The organism is Bacillus sp. LQ16 (genome assembly GCF_057784645.1).
The window spans coordinates 1,434,064-1,454,750 of record NZ_CM173491.1 but is presented as its reverse complement, the minus strand read 5'-3'; the positions used below and the strand labels follow the sequence as shown (position 1 = coordinate 1,454,750).

Annotated in this window: 18 protein-coding genes, 1 pseudogene and 1 other annotated feature (1 of these 20 running past the window's edge); of the genes and pseudogenes, 8 read left to right on the top strand and 11 right to left on the bottom strand. The window is 33.6% G+C overall.

Going from position 1 to position 20,687, the window contains the following annotated elements; translation table 11 throughout:
* Positions 1-211 (bottom strand) — a binding site (T-box leader) (it extends 17 nt beyond the left edge of the window).
* A 15-nt stretch (positions 212-226) separates the two neighbouring features.
* Entirely contained in the window at positions 227-1,123 is an 897-nt protein-coding gene (ilvE, locus tag AC3EMB_RS07380) for a branched-chain-amino-acid transaminase (protein WP_001005486.1), read from the bottom strand.
* Positions 1,124-1,537: 414 nt separating this feature from the next.
* On the opposite strand from ilvE, the gene AC3EMB_RS07375 reads away from it, so the two are divergent.
* Entirely contained in the window at positions 1,538-1,777 is a 240-nt protein-coding gene (locus tag AC3EMB_RS07375; RefSeq protein ID WP_064531907.1) for a DUF3911 family protein, read from the top strand.
* A gap of 82 nt (positions 1,778-1,859) precedes the next feature.
* Entirely contained in the window at positions 1,860-2,099 is a 240-nt protein-coding gene (locus tag AC3EMB_RS07370) for a YkuS family protein (RefSeq protein ID WP_000101021.1), read from the top strand.
* Between the two features lie 352 nt (positions 2,100-2,451).
* Here the strand turns inward: AC3EMB_RS07370 and AC3EMB_RS07365 are convergent, their stop codons facing one another.
* Positions 2,452-2,541, bottom strand: coding sequence for a hypothetical protein (locus AC3EMB_RS07365; protein ID WP_000608227.1), 90 nt, complete (start codon positions 2,539-2,541; stop codon positions 2,452-2,454).
* Positions 2,542-2,649: 108 nt separating this feature from the next.
* On the bottom strand, positions 2,650-3,117 hold the full coding sequence (ytfJ, locus tag AC3EMB_RS07360) for a GerW family sporulation protein (RefSeq protein WP_002093915.1): 468 nt from the start codon (positions 3,115-3,117) through the stop codon (positions 2,650-2,652).
* A gap of 128 nt (positions 3,118-3,245) precedes the next feature.
* Here ytfJ and AC3EMB_RS07355 point away from each other — a divergent pair, with 128 nt between their 5' ends.
* Positions 3,246-3,620, top strand: a complete 375-nt coding sequence (locus tag AC3EMB_RS07355; RefSeq protein ID WP_000136546.1) for a hypothetical protein — start codon at positions 3,246-3,248, stop codon at positions 3,618-3,620.
* A 35-nt stretch (positions 3,621-3,655) separates the two neighbouring features.
* On the opposite strand, the gene AC3EMB_RS07350 is transcribed toward AC3EMB_RS07355, so the two are convergent.
* The gene (locus tag AC3EMB_RS07350) at positions 3,656-4,999 is read right to left on the bottom strand and encodes a TrkH family potassium uptake protein (protein ID WP_064531905.1); all 1,344 of its coding nucleotides are present in this window, start codon (positions 4,997-4,999) and stop codon (positions 3,656-3,658) included.
* 1,187 nt (positions 5,000-6,186) lie between these two features.
* On the opposite strand from AC3EMB_RS07350, the gene AC3EMB_RS07345 reads away from it, so the two are divergent.
* Positions 6,187-7,422: a dicarboxylate/amino acid:cation symporter gene (locus tag AC3EMB_RS07345; RefSeq protein ID WP_488517605.1), complete on the top strand. Its 1,236-nt coding sequence runs from the start codon at positions 6,187-6,189 to the stop codon at positions 7,420-7,422.
* Between the two features lie 445 nt (positions 7,423-7,867).
* Here the strand turns inward: AC3EMB_RS07345 and AC3EMB_RS07340 are convergent, their stop codons facing one another.
* The 3 genes from AC3EMB_RS07340 to AC3EMB_RS07330 all read right to left on the bottom strand — a co-directional run bounded on the left by AC3EMB_RS07340 (position 7,868) and on the right by AC3EMB_RS07330 (position 11,496).
* Positions 7,868-8,878: a phosphotransferase enzyme family protein gene (locus tag AC3EMB_RS07340; RefSeq protein WP_488517604.1), complete on the bottom strand. Its 1,011-nt coding sequence runs from the start codon at positions 8,876-8,878 to the stop codon at positions 7,868-7,870.
* 264 nt (positions 8,879-9,142) lie between these two features.
* On the bottom strand, positions 9,143-9,628 hold the full coding sequence (locus tag AC3EMB_RS07335) for an 8-oxo-dGTP diphosphatase (RefSeq protein WP_199689238.1): 486 nt from the start codon (positions 9,626-9,628) through the stop codon (positions 9,143-9,145).
* A gap of 437 nt (positions 9,629-10,065) precedes the next feature.
* Entirely contained in the window at positions 10,066-11,496 is a 1,431-nt protein-coding gene (locus AC3EMB_RS07330; protein WP_488517603.1) for an IS4 family transposase, read from the bottom strand.
* A gap of 191 nt (positions 11,497-11,687) precedes the next feature.
* Between AC3EMB_RS07330 and AC3EMB_RS07325 the strand changes: the two genes are divergently transcribed.
* The 4 genes from AC3EMB_RS07325 to AC3EMB_RS07310 all read left to right on the top strand — a co-directional run bounded on the left by AC3EMB_RS07325 (position 11,688) and on the right by AC3EMB_RS07310 (position 15,659).
* Positions 11,688-12,041 carry a PadR family transcriptional regulator gene (locus tag AC3EMB_RS07325; protein WP_144465344.1) on the top strand — a complete coding sequence of 118 codons (354 nt, stop codon included), beginning with the start codon at positions 11,688-11,690 and terminating at the stop codon, positions 12,039-12,041.
* Positions 12,025-12,696 carry a permease prefix domain 1-containing protein gene (locus AC3EMB_RS07320; protein WP_186313191.1) on the top strand — a complete coding sequence of 224 codons (672 nt, stop codon included), beginning with the start codon at positions 12,025-12,027 and terminating at the stop codon, positions 12,694-12,696. Before AC3EMB_RS07325 ends, AC3EMB_RS07320 begins: the two co-directional genes overlap by 17 nt.
* A complete protein-coding gene (locus AC3EMB_RS07315) occupies positions 12,693-13,244 on the top strand; it encodes a hypothetical protein (protein ID WP_144465343.1) in 552 nt (183 codons plus the stop codon). Before AC3EMB_RS07320 ends, AC3EMB_RS07315 begins: the two co-directional genes overlap by 4 nt.
* Positions 13,245-13,730: 486 nt before the next feature.
* Positions 13,731-15,659 carry an AAA family ATPase gene (locus AC3EMB_RS07310; protein ID WP_488517602.1) on the top strand — a complete coding sequence of 643 codons (1,929 nt, stop codon included), beginning with the start codon at positions 13,731-13,733 and terminating at the stop codon, positions 15,657-15,659.
* Between the two features lie 315 nt (positions 15,660-15,974).
* Here AC3EMB_RS07310 and AC3EMB_RS07305 read toward each other — a convergent pair whose 3' ends face one another.
* The 4 genes and pseudogenes from AC3EMB_RS07305 to AC3EMB_RS07290 all read right to left on the bottom strand — a co-directional run bounded on the left by AC3EMB_RS07305 (position 15,975) and on the right by AC3EMB_RS07290 (position 20,653).
* Positions 15,975-16,631 (bottom strand): uridine kinase family protein, encoded by a 657-nt coding sequence (locus AC3EMB_RS07305; protein ID WP_488517601.1) that lies wholly within the window; start codon positions 16,629-16,631, stop codon positions 15,975-15,977.
* Between the two features lie 257 nt (positions 16,632-16,888).
* Positions 16,889-17,284 (bottom strand): DUF6262 family protein, encoded by a 396-nt coding sequence (locus AC3EMB_RS07300; RefSeq protein WP_322471184.1) that lies wholly within the window; start codon positions 17,282-17,284, stop codon positions 16,889-16,891.
* Positions 17,277-19,415: pseudogene (locus AC3EMB_RS07295) on the bottom strand (tyrosine-type recombinase/integrase). The gene AC3EMB_RS07300 and the pseudogene AC3EMB_RS07295 overlap by 8 nt, the downstream one beginning before the upstream one ends.
* A gap of 83 nt (positions 19,416-19,498) precedes the next feature.
* Entirely contained in the window at positions 19,499-20,653 is a 1,155-nt protein-coding gene (locus AC3EMB_RS07290) for a tyrosine-type recombinase/integrase (RefSeq protein WP_488517600.1), read from the bottom strand.
* Positions 20,654-20,687 lie beyond the last annotated feature (34 nt).

Genomic DNA, 20,687 nt, shown 5'->3' with positions numbered 1-20,687 from the left:
TCGCGGTACCACCCTTCTTTGCAAGAATACTCTTGCCTCAGTGATCCATAAATGGATCTAGCTAATAACGGAGCTACCGTCTAAGCCTAGACAAATGCTTTAGCTTAGCACTCAAGGGCGATGTTCGTCGACGTGAACCATCGGTTTTCAGCAACCACCGACTCTCTGTGAGGCTTCACAATCAACTACTCCTCCCTATCAACGCTTTCTTATGTTAAAAAAGTTGTTATCCAACTTTATTTTCTTCGTAAATTTTCTCTCCATCTTCTACAACTAACTTACGAAACTCTTCTAATAAACGGTTCGTATGTGGACCTGTTTGCCCTAAGCCAATCGTTCTACCATCTACTGTCGTAACAGCAATAACTTCAGCAGCTGTTCCTGTTAAAAACACTTCATCAGCTACATATACATCATGTCTTGTAAATAACTCTTCTCTTACGTCATATCCAAGTTTTTCGCCGATTTCTAAAATGGCGTTTCGTGTAATACCTTCTAACGCTCCAGCAGAACTTGGTGGTGTAATTAATTTATTTCCTTTAACAATAAACACGTTATCTCCTGAGCCTTCAGCTACATATCCTTGATCATTTAACATAAGTGCTTCTTGTACTCCAGCTAATTTCGCTTCAATACGAACTAAAATATTGTTTAAGTAATTTAAAGATTTTACTTGAGGGGATAAAACATCGGGACGATTTCGGCGCGTTGCAACTGTTACAACTGGAATCCCTTTCTCATAATATTCTTGTGGGAATAAAGATAATTGTTCTGCAATTACTACTACATTCGGCTTCTTACATGAATCGGGATCCAATCCAAGATTTCCTGCTCCTCTTGATACAACAAGGCGAATGTATCCATTAGATAATTTATTTTGTCGAATCGTCTCAACAACAATATTTGTTACTTCATCTAATGAATATGGAATTTCTAAAAGGATTGATTTTGCTGATTCATACAACCGGACAAGATGCTCTCTCAAACGGAAAACATTACCGCTATAAACTCTAATTCCTTCAAACACTCCATCGCCATATAAATAGCCATGATCATATACTGAAACTTTTGCCTCATCTTTTGGAACAAATTCTCCATTTAAGAAAATCCATTGCTCATTCACTAGAAGCGCCTCCTATGTTCTATGAATTTTTTATTGTTTCCTAGTTTACTCTCCTTTCTAAATAAATCAAGTGAATTTTTAGAAAATTTATAATTTTTAATCGTACGTACTTCTTTACTTATATTGATTTAACAACATTGTTAACGTTTACAAAAAGTCAAAAAATTTTTTTCGCCAATTTCCACTAAAAAAATATTTGTTTAAAAGAAGGATTTTCATCAATTGATACGAATCTATTGTATTCAATAAACGGACGTCCGATTTTATAAATCCGGGAATATATAACGACTTTTGCTGAAAAAGGGGGGAAATAACAAAAATAGCGCTGTCTAAAAATAACATTCATATTTTTCATTTCGTAATCATAATCCTATTTTTAAAAAACAATTTGTCAAAATGAAGGAGGAAATAAATATGGCGTGTGTACAAATTAAAGGAACAAGACAAGAGGTAGTAGAAATGCTGCAATTATTTGATCTAATGGATACGAAAGGTTTTTGTAAATTCGATAATTACGTAGAGGTAGAACCAAATACGCAAGAACATAATCATTTTACTGCTTCAATCGACATCCATTCAAATACTTCTTCTGCCCAAGATACATTAAACGATCAATTCGTTAGTCAAATGCTTACTGGCGTATATAACGACTAAACAAAGATTTACTTCCTACCGTCTTTTCATAAATGCAGTGAACTTGAGCATACTAGCAATTAGATGGTAGGAGGTGAGAATTATGGCTAGAATTGGCGTTGAAAACTCATTAACAGACGTTCAACAAGCTCTTCAGCAACAAGGTCATGAAGTTGTTACACTTAACTCAGAACAGGATGCACAAGGGTGTGATTGTTGCGTTGTAACTGGGCAAGATTCTAATGTGATGGGCATTGCAGATGCATCAATTAAAGGATCAGTCATTACAGCTCACGGTTTAACAACGGATGAAATTTGTCAACAAGTTGAAAGTCGCACTTAAAAAATGAAAGAGGACTCCTTTTAAAAGGAGTCCTCTTTTTTATATTCACCTAACGGGAAAGTAACATATACTGGATGAAAGCCCTACCTCTCTCTCATCATTACGGTTCCACTGACCGCTCCTTGATTCACTAGTATACATATATAGCTTACAAATACAATTTATAGGGTTTGTTCACAAAAGTTGTTGATAAAATTACCCGATCTTTCGCAAACTTTTCGTATTGCATTCATAAGAGATATTTACTTTACACTAGCTGTAACCGAGACACGAATTAAAATTCTAACACCAATACAATAGCTTGTCAATATTTTTCCGCAAATTAAAAACAGACATTAACGGTTTGTCTGTTTTAGAATGGAGCTTTTTCTTTTATTACATATACAACAAAGCCGCTTACTAACATAAATAAGCCAACTACTAAGTTTTTGATATTAATCATAAATTCCTCTCCCTTATTTCACACATCATATATATTTACATTTCAATTATTCCGATCATCCTAAAGCGCACTTTTTCTAATATATCATAATTCCTAAAAAATGCAAGTTCACTTTTGACGACCATTCACAAATTTATCTACAGTGCTTGGTACAGTATTTAAAGCCTTTTCAATTAAATGTGTACTGCTGTTGAGATGTAATACTTGCACCCCATTAGAACCAACTACTAAAAAAGCTACTGGACTAATAGAAACCCCAGCCCCGCTTCCTCCTCCAAATGGATGCCCTTGCTTGTTCTCTTTATGCTGATTTTGCCCACCGTTATGTTTTTCAGTAATGAAACCCCCTTTAAAATCACTTCCACCAGCTCCAAAACCAAAAGCCACTTGAGATACTGTTAATACAACGTTTCCGTCAGCTGTTGAAACCGGGCTCCCAACAATTGTATTTACATCTACCATCTCTTTTAAATTTGTCATTGCCGTTTTCATTAAATTTTCAATTGGATGTTCCATTATGTATTGCACCCTTTCCTCATTATTCCTTTTTATACTTTCCAAAATAGAGGAAGTCATACTAACTTTTCCTATTTCAAGAAAACATTTTCCTCCTTTTAATAGATATTACTGCCCGTTAATGCGGGATAAAAAAGAAAAAGAGATACATACTACTATTGAACCTTGTTATGAAAGGAGCCATGACTTTGACTGAGAAATTTGATGATTATAAAAGAAGAGATAGAATAGATAGTGATTATAGTGACTATAAAGAAGAGTATGCCGCTGAGGTTGCACCACAACGCATTGATTATGATTACGATGATAAAGACGATAAAGATGTTGTAAAATCGTCCGCTGCTGGATCAACTGCTGGTTTTATCGCTCTTGCGCTATCTATCTTATCGCTATTTACATTCCCAACACTATTTGGTCTTGTTTCTGTTTTACTCGGTATTTACGCTTATAATCGCGGAGCTACTGTAACTGGCGGTATCGCTGCAGTTGTCGGTGGGATTGCTGCACTTATCGCAATTTTATTCCGAGTAGCACTTATTGGTTTATTGTTCTCCCTTTTCTAAAAAAGAAAAAGGTATCTCGCTTAACGCGGGATACCTTATCCTGTAAACACATCTTCCGATGGATATTTTATTTTTTGTTTTGCTGGTCGCGCTAAAGAGAACACAAGTGTTAATGGTCCAATTAATCCGCAGAACATAACAAACATAATAATACATTTTCCGAATGCCGATAGCTTTGCAGTAATTCCCATCGTTAATCCGACTGTACCAAACGCTGATATTGTCTCAAATAATAATTGAATAAAGCTGAAGTTTTCTGTAAGCATTAATATAAATACCGCTGCCAAAATAAGTATTTGACTGGCAACAGCAATCGCTAAGGCCCTCGTTACTGTCGACATTTTAATTGTACGCTGAAATAAAACAATTTCCTCCTTTTTTCTAAAGAAAGAAAGGACAGATGTAATTAAGATAACAAACGTTGTTAATTTAATTCCTCCACCTGTTGATACACTTCCTGCACCAATAAACATTAAAATCATCGTAAATAATATAGATGATTCTTCCATACCTCCATAGTCAACCGTATTAAATCCAGCTGTCCGCGGGGTAATACCTTGAAAGAAGGAAGCCCATAGTTTTTCATTTAAAGATAAATTCCCTAACGTCTTCACATTATTATATTCCAATACAAAAATTACAATCATTGCTATAACATTTAGCACTACTGTTCCAATAATCATTATTTTTGAGTGAAGTGATAATTTTCGAAAACTGCGACTATACCATATATCAATTAATACGGTAAAACCGAGTCCACCTATTACAATTAAAGAGCAAATCCCAATATTAATAATGGGATCTCCTACATATCTTGTTAAATTATCTGGCCATAAAGCAAAGCCTGCATTATTATAAGATGCAATTACATGAAAAATACTATAGTATAAACCTTTTCCAAAACCAAACTCTGGAATAAAGCGAAACGATAAAAAGATGACCCCAATAAGCTCAATACAAATCGAAAATATAAAGACACGCTTTACTAATTTTACAAGACCACCTATATTTGTTTGATTAAACGCTTCTCCAATTAATAAACGATGGCGTAATCCGATTTTTTTGCCTAATACCCAAACAATTAAAATGGCAATTGTCATAAGACCTAGACCACCTGTTTGAATTAAAAACATAATAACAATTTCGCCAAACATCGTAAATGTACTTGCTGTATCCACTACTCCCAAACCAGTTACGGTCGCTGCTGACGTTGCTGTAAAGAAAGCATCTACCCAACTAATATGTGCTTTCGTTGCGAATGGTAACTTTAATAACAAACCGCCAACCACAATTAAGCAGAAAAAACCTAACGCTAATATTTGTGGTGGGTTTAATCGTATAAGACGATTATACAGCCCTTGTTTTTTTGTTACTTCCATATCACTAACTCCCTTATTAAAGTGAAGCTTTCCCCTCATAAATAAAAAGCTTTTTAAAAGCCCTTAAAGAATTGGGACAAACCTTATATTCTTATAATATAGTTGAGCATAATCCTTTTTTTCATAGATTACAACTTTTATTTATATTCAGACTTCTTTTTTCTTTTATGCTGGAAAACTATATATCCTAACTCAATATTGCTAGCAATAACAATTTCATATGTACTATTTTTCAAATCCCCATATCTTTCACTCTATGTTCACATAGAGGTCACATTCACCTTTTATAGTATATGTATCGAAGCTGTTCCTCCCTAATTTATAAGACATTCCCCAGTGTCTTTGAATAGCTTCCATCCCTAATTAAATTGACATAAATTGTCCCCTTCCCTTGACCATCTTATATGTGATGGTCTTATTTTTTTGTCTTTCTATCTTTTATTTAAAACTTCCTCTCTCTTTCACTCGATGTTCACACAGAGGTCACATCCACCTTTTATAGTATATATATCGAAGCTGTTCCTCCCTAATTTATAAGACATTCCCCAGTGTCTTTGAATAGCTTCCATCCCTAATTAAATTGACATAAATTGTCCCCTTCCCTTGACCATCTTATGTGATGGTCTTATTTTTTTGTCTTTCTATCTTTTATTTAAAACTTCCTCTCTCTTTCACTCGATGTTCACACAGAGGTCACATCTACCTTTTATAGTATATGTATCGAAGTTGTTCCTCCCTAATTTATAAGACATTCCCCAGTGTCTTTGAACAGCTTCCATCCCTAATTAAATTGACATAAATTGTCCCCTTCCTTGACCATCTTATAAATGATGGTCTTATTTTTTTGTCTTTCTATCTTTTATTTAAAACTCCCTCTCTCTTTCACCCTATGTTCACATGAGAGTCACACCTATCTTTTATAGTATATGTATCGAAGTTGTTCCTCCCTAATTTATAAGACATTCCCCAGTGTCTTAAAGCAACTTCCATCCCTAATTAAATTGACATAAATTGTCCCCTTCCCTTGACCATCCTATGTGATGGTCTATTTTATTTTCCAAACACAAAATCAATCTATCTGTACTTAAATAAAAACCTAAAAATTCAGAAAATATTGTCAAATTAGGGATTTTTTCGGTATAATTACTTTAGGAAGGAATTTCGCAAAAACAAAAGGGGGGATTTTATTGAAACAAACAAAAGCAATCTTAATCGCATTATTTCTAGGTCTAGTTGTTGGACTCACTCTAAATTTAGCCGCTCCATCTATCTTTGAGCCACTAAATCAATATGTGTTCAACCCAATTGGTCAATTGTTTATTCGACTTATTAAAATGCTAGTTGTTCCTGTTGTGTTCATTTCTATCGTACTTGGTGCTGCCGGCCTTGGAGATCCGAAACAACTTGGAAGAATCGGTTTAAAATCAATTTCATTCTTTCTCGTAACAACTGCGGTTGCCATCTCTATAGCGGTTACATTTGCACTTATTATAAAACCAGGAGCTGGCGGTAATTTTAAAACAGAAGGTCTTAAGTATGAAGGTGCAAAAACTGAAACATCTTTCGTCGACACATTGCTAAATATCGTACCAGATAACCCAGCAAAAGCGATGGCTGACGGAAACATGTTACAAATCATTGCCTTTGCCGTATTGATTGGACTCGGTATAGCTATTTTAGGAAAACGAGTTCAAGGTATCCATTCATTACTTGAACAGGGCAACGAATTAATGATGTATCTCGTTAATCTCGTTATGAAATTAGCCCCAATTGGAACATTCGGTTTGCTCGCTTCATCCGTTGGTAAAATGGGGCTTGCAGGCGTCGCTGCGATGTTCAAGTATATGATTGTCGTTATGTTAGTACTCATTATTCACGGGGTCTTTGTATATGGTGGCTTATTAAAGGTATTAGCAAAAGAAAGTATTGTTCGTTTCTTTAAACATTTCGGACCAGTAATGGCAATTGGATTTAGTACATCTAGCTCTAATGCATCGCTTCCATTTGCAATGAAAACAGCACAAGATAAGCTTGGCGTTCCAAAAGCGATAAGCTCATTTGTACAACCACTAGGGGCAACTATTAATATGGATGGTACTGCCATTATGCAAGGGGTAGCAACTGTATTTATCGCTCAAGTATACGGAGTTGAACTTACATTACCGCAATTAGCTATGGTCGTATTAACCGCTGTACTAGCTAGTATCGGTACTGCTGGTGTACCAGGTGTTGGACTTGTAATGCTTACAATGGTTTTAAATCAAGTAAATCTACCAGTACAAGGTATCGCTTTAATTATCGGTATTGACCGTATTCTAGATATGTCTAGAACAGCTGTAAACATTTCTGGGGATGCAATTTGCGCAATGATTGTCGCAAAATCAGAAGAAAAATATAATACTGATCAATCGGCAGCATCGTAAATCAAAAAAGGAGTGATTATTTTTATATTTAGGTCATAGATGTTAAACTCAATAAAATCAAAGGTAGAAACATATTTGATATGTACAAAATGTTACTATCTTTTTATTATCGGGGTATCGCCACACACCCTTAAGTTGATGGATGTGGGGTAATTAAGAAGCTTAGGTTGATAGCGATGGGGGGTCTGCCACATGCCCACCAATTTAAGCAAACAAATCCACCCCTAACGAAAAAATGAGCTTTTTATTACAAATTAGTACAAAATTTCGTTCTGGGGGTAGTTGTATTTTGTTAGCTTGATAGCGATGGGGTACTGCCAGCATTTCGGAAAAAAACAACGTTAAGCAAAAAAATACAATAAGCTGTCTATATGGACAGCTTATTTACATAAAATTCGAAGTGGGAAGTCAATTACGTGGTAGCATCAACTTATGTTTAGTTCAACTAATTGGTCAAAATTAATGATAAAAGTTTTTCGCCTCGTTGTTTATAAGTCTCTATATGTTTTTTTAGTATGACATTATTATTCGTTTCTAAAATTTCAGTTGTTTTCTTAACAAAATTCCAATTAATACAACCTGATAGCCATATAAGTGAAGATAGTCGATGATAATCTTTTTTACTTAAAAAATCATCAGAATTGTAACCTTTTAAAAAAGAGTTAGCGACTTTAGGTGACATTTCATGAGAATTAATCCCATTTGTTCTAGAATACCATTTTATTAACCATGCTAAGCCTTCAGTTCTATCACTGTATCCAATTGATTCAAAATCGACAATTCCTAATACCCTCTTATTTTCATTCCAGAGGATGTTAAGTGGATTTAAATCTGAGTGTAGGATAAAATCAAATCGTTTCGTATTCGCTTTTTTTATATGATGTTCAGTTATTTCAAGGTATTCCTCTATCATTTTTGAATTTTCTAATGATAGGTTGAGTGTTTTAACTTTATTACGGAGATTGTTAGTAAATTGAGAATACCCAACAAGATGTGATTTTTTTGGGAATATGGAACTCTTATATATACTTGAAATGTCATGAAATCTTCTTGCCACTTTTCCAAATTCCTCTGCAATATACTCATCACAATGAGTGATATGTTGACCTTCAATCCATTCAAACAATATAAAACGATAAACTTCATTTTTCCATTCAACAGTAGTAAATGGTTCATCTTCTGATATTTGGAATAAACGCATGAATGGGACTTTATTATTTACAAGGAATCGACAAAACTTTGTTTGTTCATATAATATTTCATTAGTAATCTCTCCAAATACATTATTAGGTGATCGATTATATCTAATAAACCTTGCGGAATATGGTATTCCATCTACAACAATTTTATAGTGTAAATCACTGTTCCAACTGTTTATATGTAACTCTTTTTCAATAACCAATGTTTTGTTTCCTATACAATAGGGAATGAGAGCCTTTTTTATTAATTGTTCCATTGGTTTTTACGTCTCCTTAGTATAAGTAAAATTACATTAAATCTAGTAGTATTCACCTGATTCTTATTTTTCAAAAGATTGGGATGAGCGACTTAAAACTTTCACTCTGCAATAAAACGATTAAAAGATTTAGTCTAATTCATCTATTGGTACTTTAATTGATCGCCTAATATAAAAGTCGGTTCCTTAATGTACAGGAACCGACTTTTTTTAAGAGAAAATTTACTTAGCTTACAAAATTTCCGAAATGTTGGCGGTACTCCATTAAGTTCTAGTAATTTTGATATCTACTTGCTTATCCAAATCGTCATCCCATAGTCGTTGAATTTCAAAGGTTCCGGGTTCAAGGTACAAATTTAATCTTTCTTTAAACCAGTCTTGCATAGGTAAATTTAAAACTTCATCAATAGATATCCAAAGTAATTCTCCTTCTGGAGGATTTTCAAGTAGTTCTCCTTTAAATGCATCTGTCCAATAGTTAAATACCATATATCTGACATTGGCTTTAGGATTAACATATTCATCTAATCCCTTAAATATTAAGTTTGAAACAGTTAGTCCGGTTTCTTCTTTGACTTCCCTTGCAGCTCCTTCTACTATGCTTTCAGGAAATTCTATTTTTCCACCTGGTGCTAGATACCCAGGGAATCCTAAATGATTTGGCCGGTTTATAAGTAAGATTTTATCTCCATTTTGAATCATACACATTGTATAAATTCTGTGTTCTACACTATTCCAATTTACTGACATGATCTATGTCCATCCCCTTTTTCATTTTAACATATCCAAATTATAACAAATATTTATAAGATGTTTGTTTTGATTTAAAAATGTATATTCTATACATGACCAGTTAACATAACGTCCTATTATCGGTAGCAAGGAAAAAGGGGAATCCTTAATCTCAGAAGGAATACCCTGTTTTATTTTCTATAAAACTATTCATCTTTTTATACATTCCTATTATGGCACGGTTTTAGGTTTCTTGTTTATTACTGGATTAGTCGAAAAACTGTATAAAATCTTGTATATCCTTAGCGTGGGTTTTTTCCGAAATGCTGGCGGTACCCCATGCCCATCAAGCTAACTAAATAAATTACTAGGTACGAATTGATCCTTGTTTCAAAACTAGCAAGTGATAAAAAAGTAGGCATGCTAAAGAAGCCTATTAAAACGCGATTTTTTCGCTAGGCAGCTTGTCTATGCTTCACTGTCGTTTTATACACAATCCCTAGAATATCAAAGACGGTCATCTTTTTATACCGATGACATTTACGACCGTTCTTTTTGAGCAGTTGATAAAGGCGATGCAGAATTTTTAAAAGTTCTTCTGTGCCAACGGCTATCGCTTGAAACAGTAATGGAAAGTAATCTTTAATCATATAAATCGCTTTGTATTCACTCAGCTCCTGCTTTTTCTTTTCAAACAGAAACTGACGCATTTGAAACATCGTAGAAGAACAGAGGAGAATGCCGATGAGTTGTCCATATAAATGGCACTCTAGGCGTTCTCTTTTTATATTTTGACATTCATTAATTTCAAAGAATGATTTCCACGTTTTAAACAAAATTTCAATCTGCCAACGAAGTGAATATAATGAATGCACGTAGTTCGTCGGTACTTCTTCTAGTGACGTATTCGTGATATATACATTCATGCACATTAAACGTTTACTTTTATCCTTCATGATAATGCCTTTTTTCTTTTCACGTATCGCTTGGTTTTTCAGACGTGTTTGTGTTTGATCATCGGTTAAACGATGGATAATGACACGTGCTGGAAGTTTCTGATTTTGGCCAATGTATGCCTCGGGGATTTCCATCGTTTCACCAGGGATTAGACCAGACAGCATTTGTGTCATATCAAGCTGGATGTATTCTGTTTGCTTTTTTAACGTACCATTATTGAAGTATTCTGGTTCAGGGTTCTTGATATAAATGCGTGTATTCAACTTCAACCGCGAGATATAGTAAGCCTCTTTATCATGAATGGCTTGTAAGTCTCCTAAATCGAAGTAACCAAGATCACGTAAACACAAATCGCCTGCTTCTACGGTTTTAAGACAGATGGTACCATATGTTTTATCATTATTTTTTCCTGGTCCAAGCTGCACGTTAAGGAATTGGCCATTAAGTAAATCATATTCCAATTGGATTTTCACGCCTGCCTTATTACTACTCCCACCTGAACCTTGATAGTCAGTGGCGAATTGATCAGGCAGTTGAAACACTGTTGCATCTAGAATACGGATACGATTGAAAGTAGAGATTATATGTGCAGAAAGTGAGTGATTTGAACAGAGTTTTTGTGTGAGAAGAGAAGTAAAAACTTCTCGAAGAAATGCGACAGCTGCTGGATTAAAGCGTTGATTCAGTCCTTCTGGACTTATGAGTGTAGCTGTATTTGCATAAAGCTGACTACATAATTGAGTGAGAGAATCACTTGCTACATGTTGACTAATCCAAATACATAAAGCAGCCAAATCGCGTGCGCCATACTTACTTTTACGTTTTACAAATCCTGTCTCCTGTGCGAATTGTTGAAGAACATATGGAGATAGGTATTGCTGTAGTTCTTCAGCGAATAAATGAAACCCATTTTGAATCGATAGATTCATAAAAGAACGCCATCCTTTCTGTATATTTCTACAAAAAGAATAGCGTTTTTTTCACTTTGTGAATACAAATCCGCTTTAGTTTGATAGAGATGTGGCATGGCTCCTTTATAAACACATTCTACTATTTGTAAAATATTACTTTGACAGACAAAGTAATATTTCGTATTATATACTATAAGAGGTGATATATAATGAGTGTTATATCTACAGACTTAATCCGTGGGCATACGGACATGATCATCTTAAATGTTCTTCGTCAAGGTGATAGTTATGGATATGAAATATACAAAAGGATTATTGAATTAAGTGACAATCAATACGAATTAAAGGAAGCTACTTTATATACAGCTTTTCGTCGATTAGAGAAAGAAGGTCACATCTCTTCCTATTGGGGAGACGAAACTCAAGGGGGAAGACGAAAATATTACCACATAACAGAATCCGGTATAGATTTTTACAAAAATGGTAAAAAAGAGTGGAACATTGCGAAAGAGATTATAGATCGTCTAATTAAAGGAGAGATTACAGATGTTAATGAGAACTAGAAAATTAGATGAAAGAATACAGGATTACATCGATAAACAGTTTATAGATGTAAAAGGAACACAACAACTTTTTGATATGAAGGAAGAATTATTTATAAATCTAAAAGAACGAATTTCAGATATGATTAAAGAGGGTTATACAGAAGAAGACGCATTTAAAAAAGGAGTCATTTCAATCGGGGATTTAAGTGACTTAGTGGAAGAAATGCAATTGTATGGTCAAGATGAAATGAAACAATCTATTGACTCTAAAGAAGCAATGCATATTTCAACAAAAGGATTGATTGGTGGAATATTATTATTTCTTTTTGGGATATTCGCATCCTCAATAGCAACTCATTTACTTGGATCGCAATTGTTTTGGGTTACCTCTTGTCTTTTCACTGTTCCAGGTATGTTGTTGATTATTTATAGTTTATTAATAAAAGAGACACGTAAACGTTATGCAATGAATAAAACTCGTGCTAGACGTCATATTTTAGCAATCGGAACTTTTCTGTATGGTTTGTGTATATCGATTATAGTTTACTCACTTCCACTAGAACTTGTTGCACTAGTCTTATTCATGGTATCTATTTTGATTAGTCTGGCTATCCTTTTACCTCTTCTATTGACTGGAAGAAGTCGCTTAAAAATAGGAGGATATAGGGGATGAATGGATTCAAACGCAAGTCCCTTAGATTTTCCACTATCGGTATAGGTATTGTTTTGGGATTAGGAGGACTAGGACTTTTTCTCACCAATAAAGGTTTAATATCAATTGGTCAAGATAAGATTCATAAACAAGCCGTTAAAAATTCAATCAATTTTAAAGAAGTTGACACGTTTTTGTTGACTACCCATGTACCAGAGGGGCATGAAGCAATTTGGAATCAATTGCAACAGTATGAAAAACAAAAAGATTCTCGTATCAGCATGGTAAGTTTAATAGACACAAGACTTCAACAAACACGAGAAATAAATACAAAAACCTACAGTCCTTTCTTTTATGTATCAAATTATTCAGAAAGCAAAGTTCCTATTAAGGTCACATTATATAAATATCATGAGGTCAAGTATGAAAAGATATTGCAACCAGGTGACATGTTTGCAAGAAACGAACAACTAGGTCGAGGTAACTATAGTCTAATACTAGAATGTATTGGTCAGGGTTATTGTAAAGGTAAAGGAGCTATAACTACTGGAGATATCAATTGGGATTAGGAAGAAACTAAATTACAACCATTAAGCAGTAAGTCAATAACCGGTTCCTTAACGTACAAGGTACCGGTTAATTTGTGTCTAAACGTACAATTTTCCCGAAATAATATGGTAGCCCTATGCCCATCGACTTAAAGATTTTGTAGCACCCCAAAATGAAAAATTCATATTTTCATGGGTGTCCATGAGAATTGAACTCATTTTTTTTGTTTTGGGGTAATTTTGAGTTCTTAAGTTGATGGCAATGGGGTACCGCCACATTGCCATCAACCTAAGAAAACAGGTGACCCCCAAAACGATAAATAGGTTTTTTCGTTACAAAAAAGCCTAAAAATTTCGTTTTTGGGGTGTAATAAAACTTTAGCTTGATGGGCATGTGGCGGGATCTCATATTAATAACAAATAATTATTATTAATTCTTTAATCCTTATTTTTCCTGTATAATTTATTTATGGTAATAATCTGATGATAAAGGGGATAAGGATTAATATGAAGTTGCATTCTATTTGTATTGAAGGTTTTCGTAGACATACTAAAACTGAAATTTTATTTTCAGACACTACTTTTTTGATAGGATCTAATAATGTTGGTAAAAGTTCAATTTTAAAAGCTTTAGATTATTTACTGACTGATAAGAAAAAAATTTCAGAGCATGATTATTTCTGTATTTTAAATGAAAATAAAGAAAATCAAAGATTAACGGATGAAGTTGTAATTACTGCTGAATTTAGAAACGTACCCATTGAAGCCGTGGAATGGAAAGGATTTAATAGACAACGCTTATTTGAGTATGATGTCCCTGAAGATTCTAATGAAACAGGCTTAAAAATCTATTATCGTAAAACATATAAATTAGGATCTCAGGCTCCTATAATAGAAATGCAACAATATAAACTTGAATTGAAAGCACAATTTTTAAATTGTAGTAAAGTTCAAGATTACATAGATGCTGGTTTGAGTGAAGAAGATGCTGAAAAATATTTCATTGGAAAAACTAAAAACCAAAAAATTACAGGTAGTGTGTTAAAAGATTTAGAAGATATTGCTCCCGAAGAGTTGTTTGATATTAATAAAAGTGAAACGATATGGTTTGAAAATCCAGGAGGGATTTCTGGGAATGTATTAACTAAATTACCTAAATTTTTGTTAATACCTGATCAAGCTAAAACTGAGGAACTTTCAGGGAACAAAGGTGCTTTGATAACAACATTGAATAGTTTATTTGAAGATGTAAGAAATTCATCTTCAAATTTCGAGAAAGCGCAATATTATTTAGAGGAATTAGCAAAAGAATTAGATCCTAAAGATGAAGAAAGTGAATTTGCTCAAATGCTTTCTGGATTGAATAAAGTGGTTGGTGATGTATTTCCAGAGACAACTTTTCTTGCTCAAGCAAATCTTTCTAATCCTGATGAAGTTATAACTCCTAAATTTGATATTCAATTAGGAAGTAATGTAAATACTAGTGTTGATAATCAAGGTGCTGGTGTTATTAGATCTTCAATTTTTGCGATGTTAAGATATAGAAGTATGAGGGAAAATAAGCTTAAACGTCAAAATAAAGAGTATGTGAGACCTTTATTAATTGCTTTTGAAGAACCAGAGATTTATTTACATCCTAAAGCTTCTCAACAAATGAGAGATACTATTTATGAATTGTCATCTGATCTTAATAATCAAATTGTGGCGACTACTCACTCTCCTTATATGATCGATTTAAGTAAAAACTCGTCTCAAGTTTTAAATTCTCTTTCTACAGTAACATCAAAGTATAAAGGAACGGATTTCTTCATAGATGAAGTAATAGCAAATCCTTTTAATGTAGGTCAAGCATTTAAAGAATTAGTAAACGATGATAAAAGTTATGTTAAAATGCTACTAAAAGTTGATGATAGTATTGCGAAAGTATTTTTTGCAAAAAATGTTTTGATTATAGAAGGTGATACTGAGGAAATTGTTATTAAAGAAACTATTTCAAGAATGCCTGAGGAATTAAAAAAAATATTTTCATATGATTGGGAGATTGTAAAAGCTAGAGGTAAGGCAATAATTATTTCTCTAGTGAAATATCTGAGAGCTTTAGGAATTAATCCTTATGTTATTCATGATAGGGATATTAATACACCAAGGGCATCTCAATTTAATGATCCTATACTTGAAGCTTTGGGTGATGAAAATAAGCATAAGAGAATAATGTTAGAAGAGTGTATAGAGGATATTTTAGGATATGATTCACCAAGTCGTGATAAACCCGTTAAAGCCTATAAACATATTACTGAAAATTGGGATGATAACTGGGATGGTGTAAATTCACAGTGGAAAAATATAATCGGAGGACTATTAATTCCTAGTGTCCAAAGTGAAGCATTCAAGGAAGTTGCTAGTACCATAGAAGGTTTCTTTGAGAAACAGGAATGACTATTAAGTCATTCCTGTTTGTTTTTTGGCGGTATCAAGTTAAGAAGCACATTCTTCACCAAAAATCATAAAATGAACTTCGGTGCTATAAAAAATTCCATTTAGTGTAAAGTAATAAAAAAGTTATTGAATATTGCCGCCAAAAATACAATAGCCCTCTGTCTATGTAAATGGCAGAGGGCTATTAAAATCATTTGAAAATCTAGTTGTTTCATAGAGAATAGATTTTTGATTGAATAATAATGTTGCTTCATTTGAGAGCCAAATAATGAAAATGAACCCTCATAATTAACATAACAAATAGGGTATTTGCATTTAAACTGCATAAAACTCAAATGTATTTTTTTCTAGACATATTGCTTCATCAGAATTTTTGATAATAATATCAAAACGTTGACTGTATGGATGCATAAACACTTTATACTGAATCCGACGTTCTTCATGAGACTGCCTTAAATAATTGATATCGGCTCCCCTTTCAGCAATATCGCGGCTAGACCTTCTCATTAATTCCGTTTCATCATCTGTATAGAAGTAAATTTTTAAATCAAATAAATCGGGATTAATAAATGCGACACACATTCCTTCTACAATCGTCACTTTCTTTTTTGAAGAAATCAACTCGCTTTTCATATAATGCGTATCTATCGTATAAAAATCTAAGCCAGCTCTTACCATCTGAACATCTCTTTCTAAAGCAGACAAATGATGCGCTGATGGATGACAAGCCGTCATTTTATAATGATGATTTTCTTTTTGGTATGTATAGTGAATAATCGCATGCTTTCGTATGTCCGAACTAACAATATATGGATCTGTATTAATATAATTCACTTCATTTTGATTTAGTAGGTCTACAAGCATATTAGCAAACGTTGTTTTTCCAGCAGCGCCATGCCCTGAAACACCAATAACAACCTGTTCATTAGTCCTACTAACCCAATTTATGATTTCTTGCAATAACTTATCCATCCTTCTCCCCCTTTTACTAATATACTGCCCTTATTTTAATTAGTTGAATAATGAAATATTCCCTTATCTCATTATACATGAAATGAAAAAATGGTATGATTGTCCATCATACCATCTCAATTTTTAAACAACTATATTATCTTTTAAATAACTTCATTATTTTTTTAACATCTTTATTATTTGTGAACATTTAGGGGGTACTTTAAAATCTTAGCTTGATGGGCATGTGGTGATTTCCAAATATGTGTGACCTTACTTTATAACTCCAAAAAATAATCAGTAAGCTTTTCATTTTCTCTTTCACGTAATCGCTTATTTTCCTCTTCGAGATCTTTTTTTCTTTTTTCCAGCTTTTCAATCTTTCTTTTAAGAGATGCAATTATGGCATTTTGATTGCTTTCATCTCGTTTAATTCTAGAGTCTACAAATGCTTTTTCTTGTTGATTCCGTAAGAATTTAATGCGTTCTTTAAGTTCTGGATGATTATAAAGCGTAGCTTTACTTACACCAGCTTCTTCTGCCACACTGTTAAAGTTAATTGCCTTAGAAATCTTTGTTAGGCGTTTAATAGCTTCCTCAACTTTGACTTTTGTTGTTTGTTTTCTTTTTTCGTGTAGTCGCCTCAATTGCTCTTCACGGTTAAAATTATCCACGTTTAACACCTTTCCTTTTCTTGCCCTCTAACTGTCTCTTCACACGTTCAAAACGTCCAAAAATGACATTTCCGTTTTTAATCGTATCGTAAATGTTTTTGTATCTTTCTAAGTTCTTTTCGTTGGCTTCGACCATATCTTGGCGACCATATTGCTTTGAAACTTCAATTATTTTAGTTGTACTTTCTATATGTAGTTCATATTTTTTTATATCAAAGCTTGTCATACCAACTGCTAAGTCAAAACAAGGTTTTCCATCGTTTGCTGTAAGGCAAGGGGGCTCTACTGCTAATGGACAATTACCATTAACTCGAGCCCGACACGTTCCATAAGGATTATCCAATGCATTTAGTTTCTCGTCTTTCCACATCATATCCATAATATTTTCCGGAATATCCTGAGTCTCCGATACCTGATGAATTTCACCATTCAAATCAAAGCTAAAAACGCCTTTTTTAACAATGTCTTCAAAAGCCTTACGCTTTGTGTCGTCTAATAAACGGGCATATCGCAATGTCATTTCGGGTGATGCGTGTGCTAATAATTCCTGGACGGTTAAAATATCAGCTCCACCATTTAACATCTTTACTGCGTAAGTATGTCTAAATTGATGATTTTTAAAGTGAAAAACATTCCCCATTTCATCAGTTATATTCTTTTCGATTATTAGTTGGTTAATTTTATCTTGCACCCACGACTGACTATACGGCTTTCCCTTACGGCGGCCACTATACCGAACGAAAATGTATTTATCAGGGTTATTGTCATCATTGCTGCGCTCCTTGGAATTATGGATTAAAACGGCAACTATATCTGCTAATTGTTCATCAATAGGTACTTTATGGTCTTTTACATAGGTTTTTTCAATATTCGCCACAATCCAATATTTACTATTTAACCTATCCAAAGAATCTTGAGTCAAACCAAGTGTATCACCAATACGCAACCCGGTTTTATAGGCTACCCAAACGATGGGCTGAACATCTGGATGAAGATCGTTAATGTGCGTAAATAATTGCTCCAGTACATAATCAGGAATGTAATCAATATCATCATCGGATTTCTTATCTAATTTTGGATAATCCTCGGAATAAATTAGTCTAGAAATGGATTTCTTAGGTGCAATACTGTATTCAAAACGTTGGGTATCCTGTAAAAAGGTGTGAACTAAAGTTAGATTTGTAATTATATGTCCCTTTGGATTAGCGTCTTTAGTTTTTAAATTATTTTTTGCATGATAATGAAGATACTCTAAATAGTTCTCGATATGTTTTCTTGTAAGAGTATTTAGATTACTCCAGTTAGGTTCTAGTTGACTGATAAAATTTAGAAATTTCGAAACAAATTTCACATAATTCATAGCTGAATTCCACGAAAATTTCTTTCCGCCTAGTAATCTAGTTTTAATATATTTTTTTAAATGCTGTTTAAAAATATCATTATGAATAGTTGTAAAATCCAAATAATAATGAGAACTAGAAGTAATATATGAGATCCCATACTTCTTATGTAACACCCTGACATCCCATCTATCTTTTTCCAATTCTTCCCGTGTATCTGTCAGATAAAGTAATTTCTTATACATATTTCGCAAGAAGTTTGCTTGTGATGATTTAAATTTATACTCAACACCATTCTTGCGATTTTTGCTTGATGCAGAAGTTTTAACGCCGTTATTATCCAACCACCAAATCCACTCTTTCTCAGCTTTCTCAATATTTAAATCAAGTAGGGAATGTAGTTGGGCGTGTTTTTTATTTAGAAATTGAATGAATTTTTTTAAAACCGCGTTGTAGTGTCTAAATATAGTGCTTAAACTTCACTCATCTTTAAAAAGGTAACAATAGAATACAAATTTTAACTCTTGGGATATTGTAATGCGCTCAGTAGTGAACCTTATGTTTTTACCTGTCCCCTTATATTTATTAAAGCGTTCTTCGAAGCCAGGAATTTGACCAATATCATTCATGTTCCATATATCATTGATAAGAAAATAATCATCTTTCACAAGCCTTCTTCTTACTGTTCCATCGCTAGATATTTCCTTCACCTCGTAAGAGGCGAGAGTAGAATTGATTAAGTCCCAATATTCACTTTGCGGAATTAGGTGATTTGCTATATTTTTTTTCAAAGCTTTTCCTCCTACCACACTCGTCTAATTTCAAATTAAAAAGGAAACGCTTCGTCAGGAATACCTAAGGCAAAGTCGTCCTTTTAGTTATCTATTTTGGGTCCAATTTCAAAAGCGTGAGCTGCCTTTTCCCAATCCTCTCGGATTTCATCATCAGAAGGGTGAACATATAGATTAATCGTTGTTTGGACTTGCGAATGTCCCAAACGCTCTTGCACCATTTTAATGTTTTTCGTTTCGAGATAGTAAATAGTTCCGTGAGTATGACGAAATAAATGTGGGGTTATATGAATGCCTGTTTTTCTCTCAATCTCTTTAAACGTAGCATATACATCCGAATAGGTCATTGGTTCACCAGGATTCTTCCCCCAAAGCTTCACAAAAACAAAGTTATGGTCCAGGTTATAGTCATCAACCACTTCATACAAATAGTCATCATATAAGTCCATTAGTGACTGAGAAACTTCTAATTTCCGGGACCCTGTTTTTAACTTACTGCCATTAGGTAATTCCCCTCTATCTTTCAAATTGAGCTTATGTTTTCTTTGTTTGGCATCAAATTGAAAATCTTCAAGGAATAAAGAGAGAGCTTCGCCAATACGTAAACCTGTTTCAAAAAGCAAAAGAACCAGAAATCGATCTCTAATATTCGTAGTTGAATGGTAGATGGTTTCAACTTGTTCTTTTGTAAATATCTTCATTTTTTCTTTGGGTTCTTTTAATTTAAGGATGTTTTTGGAGTAGGGTTTCCCCTCGTTGACGTGATGTAAAAAACTCTTGTATCCATTTGCACCAGCACCAGTAAACATATTTTTCATTAGCTTTTCAACTATATCTGAATCGATTAGCTCGCTACGATACAAATAGTCATAAAAGTTGGTTACGGCACTGATGTAGTTGTTTACTGTTTTCTCAGTAAGTTGTTTGGGTTCTTTTTCTTTATTTTGTTTTTTGGGTGCTTTGTAAGGTATGACCTTGTTGTTCCTATAAGGATTTCTAAGCCAGGCCACATAGTTAGACAGAATCTCAAAATTGACTTGTTGGTAATCAATTTTTATTTGTTGTAAGTATGTAAAATAGTGCTTTAAAGCCGTACAGTAGGTCTTTAAAGTATTGCTTTTACTCTCATTGTTATAGAGATGTTTCATATACTTAGCTACTGATACAACAGGTACTCCATCAGAATTCAGTAAAATGTAAGCCTTTCTATTACCAATGGGTATTTCTTGAACCCTCATTAAAACACTCTCCCATCCTTTGTCTATCTTTAAG

Coding starts and splice junctions, on each gene's coding strand:
- AC3EMB_RS07340 (WP_488517604.1), bottom strand. CDS start 8,878: ATGGAACAATTAATAAAAAAGGCTCTCATTCCCTATTGTATAGGAAAC.
- AC3EMB_RS07330 (WP_488517603.1), bottom strand. CDS start 11,496: ATGAATCTATCGATTCAAAATGGGTTTCATTTATTCGCTGAAGAACTA.
- AC3EMB_RS07365 (WP_000608227.1), bottom strand. CDS start 2,541: ATGATTAATATCAAAAACTTAGTAGTTGGCTTATTTATGTTAGTAAGC.
- AC3EMB_RS07375 (WP_064531907.1), top strand. CDS start 1,538: ATGGCGTGTGTACAAATTAAAGGAACAAGACAAGAGGTAGTAGAAATG.
- AC3EMB_RS07305 (WP_488517601.1), bottom strand. CDS start 16,631: ATGGATAAGTTATTGCAAGAAATCATAAATTGGGTTAGTAGGACTAAT.
- ytfJ (WP_002093915.1), bottom strand. CDS start 3,117: ATGACTTCCTCTATTTTGGAAAGTATAAAAAGGAATAATGAGGAAAGG.
- AC3EMB_RS07320 (WP_186313191.1), top strand. CDS start 12,025: ATGTTAATGAGAACTAGAAAATTAGATGAAAGAATACAGGATTACATC.
- AC3EMB_RS07370 (WP_000101021.1), top strand. CDS start 1,860: ATGGCTAGAATTGGCGTTGAAAACTCATTAACAGACGTTCAACAAGCT.
- AC3EMB_RS07350 (WP_064531905.1), bottom strand. CDS start 4,999: ATGGAAGTAACAAAAAAACAAGGGCTGTATAATCGTCTTATACGATTA.
- AC3EMB_RS07310 (WP_488517602.1), top strand. CDS start 13,731: ATGAAGTTGCATTCTATTTGTATTGAAGGTTTTCGTAGACATACTAAA.
- AC3EMB_RS07315 (WP_144465343.1), top strand. CDS start 12,693: ATGAATGGATTCAAACGCAAGTCCCTTAGATTTTCCACTATCGGTATA.
- AC3EMB_RS07290 (WP_488517600.1), bottom strand. CDS start 20,653: ATGAGGGTTCAAGAAATACCCATTGGTAATAGAAAGGCTTACATTTTA.
- AC3EMB_RS07335 (WP_199689238.1), bottom strand. CDS start 9,628: ATGTCAGTAAATTGGAATAGTGTAGAACACAGAATTTATACAATGTGT.
- AC3EMB_RS07325 (WP_144465344.1), top strand. CDS start 11,688: ATGAGTGTTATATCTACAGACTTAATCCGTGGGCATACGGACATGATC.